We start from the raw sequence: 2,441 nt of genomic DNA on the forward strand, positions 1-2,441 counted from the left end.
GACCAGCAGGGCGATCTGGAGCGGGTCGGCATCGATCTGTCGCGCGCGCGCCAGCTCGGCCAGCGCATCGTCGACGGGTCGCACACCGGCATCCGCAAGGTCGCCAACGGCTGGGCGGCGTCGCTCTATCCCGGCGCCGAGAAGTCGCCGGCGGTGATGCCGGTCAAGGACGCGCCCGGCCTCAGCCCGTATCTGGTGATTCGCGTCAACGGCGTGCGGATCGCGGCGCGCGGCGGCAATATCGGCATGGACGATTTCATGAAGCGCACCGAACGGTCGCGCCTCGAACCGTTCTTCCGGCTCCACAAGGATGCGCACCTCAACATCATCCGCAACTGGGTCGGCCAGAATACCGAAGAGAGCTTCTACGAACTCGCCGACGAATATGGCCTGATGATCCTCAACGATTTCTGGGAATCGACCCAGGACTACAACATCGAGGCACAGGACCCGCAGTTGTTCCTCGCCAACGCGGTCGACACCATCAAGCGCTACCGCAACCACCCGTCGATCGTCGTCTGGTTCGGCCGCAACGAAGGCGTGCCGCAGCCGATCCTCAACGAAGGGCTGCAGGATGCCATCGCGCGCTTCGACGGCACGCGGATCTATATGGGCTCGTCCAACCGCATCAATCTCCAGGGCTCCGGTCCCTATAATTGGCGCAACCAGGCGGAATATTTCACCGAACACGCCAGGGGCTTCTCGGTCGAACTCGGCACGCCCTCGCTGCCGACGCTCGAGGCGTGGAAGCGCGCCATCCCCGAGCCGGATCGCTGGCCGATCAGCGACACTTGGGCCTATCACGACTGGCACCAGACCGGGAACGGCGCGGTGAAGACCTATATGGATGCGCTCGATCGTCGCTTCGGACCCGGCACCAGCCTTGAGGATTTCGAGCGCAAGGCGCAGATGATGCAGTATGAGTCGTATCGCGCGATCTTCGAAGGCATGAATGCGGGGCTGTGGACGCAGAATAGCGGCCGCATGCTCTGGATGACCCAGCCCGCTTGGCCGTCTTCGGCATGGCAGATCTTCTCGTCGGATTACGACACCCACAGCTCGTTCTACGGCGTGAAGAAGGCGTCCGAGCCGGTCCACGTCCAGATGAACCTGCCCGACGGCAAGGTCATCCTGGTCAACAACGGCCTCGCGCCGCTGACCGGCGTCACCGTCGCTGCGAAGGCGGTCGGGCTCGACAACCGCGTCATCGCCGAACGCTCCGCCACCGTCACCGCGAAGGCGCAAGCCGAGAATGCTGCTTTCGCGCTCGATCTGCCGCGTATCACCGATGGCGGCATGGCGCTGGTCAAGCTCACCGCCACCGCGGCCGACGGCAGTTTGCTATCGACCAACCTTTATTGGCAGGGGCGCGACGATGCCGCCTACCGCGCACTGAACGCGCTCGCCCCGGTGACCTTGCAGACCGAGACGGCGCGCACCCAGGTCGGCGACGAGACCGAGGTCCGGCTCACGCTACGCAACCCCGGCACGATTGCCGCACTCGCCGCCAAGATGACCGTGATGAACGCCGATGGGAGCCAGGTCTTGCCCGCATATTTCTCCGATAACTACGTGTCGCTGCTGCCCGGCGACACCCGCACCGTGACGATCCGCTACCCGAACACCAAGGCGGTAAACCCCCGCATCACGTTGCGCGGCTGGAACGTCGCCGCTGCCACGGTGACCGTACAATGATGCGCGCGCTCGCCGCGGCGTTCCTCGCCACCACCGCGGTTGCAACCGCCGCCGGTGCGCAGACCGTCGCCTCGCCCGATGGCCGGATCGAATTGACGCTCGCGCGCAACGACCAGGGCCAGCCGACCTATGCGGTTACCGTGGCGGGCAAGCCGCTGCTCGATCCGTCGACGCTCGGCATCGAATTCGAACGCTACGCCAAGCTGTCGAACGGCCTTGTCGCGGGCCGGGTCGATCGGCGCGCGGGCGAGGATCGCTATACGCTCGTCGCGGCCAAGGCGTCGCGCGTCGACGATCGCTTTCGCGAGATGGTGGTGCATTTCGCCGAGCCCGACGGGCTCGCACGCAAGCTCGATGTCGTGGTGCGCGCCTACGACGACGGCATCGCGATCCGCTACCGCATCCCGCGCCAGCCCAATGTCGGGCAGCTGCGGATCGCCAACGAACTCACGCAATTCGCCTTCCCTGCGGATTATGGCTGTCACGGGCTGAACCTCGGCACCTTCGGCACCAGCCATGAGGGCGAATATGACCCTGTCGCGGCGTCCGCGATCCGGCCGCAGAACCTCTACGAACTGCCGCTGGTCTGCCAAAGCGATGCCGGTCCCGCCTTCGCGATCGCCGAAGCCGATGTCGAAAACTACCCCGCGTCCTACCTCACCGGCACCGAGACCGGCCGGCTCGGCGTCCAGGTTCGGCTGACGCGTCGTCCCGACGATCCCGCGATCGCGGTGGTGCGTGACGTC

At 65.8% G+C, this 2,441-nt stretch carries 2 protein-coding genes; both read left to right on the forward strand.

What is annotated here, in order from left to right; translation table 11 throughout:
- Positions 1–1,695, forward strand: a 1,695-nt coding sequence (locus VF643_RS00690) for a glycoside hydrolase family 2 protein (protein WP_331041439.1), incomplete at its 5' end; no start/stop codon positions are given.
- Positions 1,692–2,441 (forward strand): glycoside hydrolase family 97 N-terminal domain-containing protein (locus tag VF643_RS00695; protein WP_331041440.1); only part of this gene is annotated, 750 nt, incomplete at its 3' end. The genes VF643_RS00690 and VF643_RS00695, both read left to right, overlap by 4 nt.

The sequence above is a fragment of the Sphingomonas sp. genome, assembly GCF_036387595.1.
Classification (GTDB): domain Bacteria; phylum Pseudomonadota; class Alphaproteobacteria; order Sphingomonadales; family Sphingomonadaceae; genus Sphingomonas.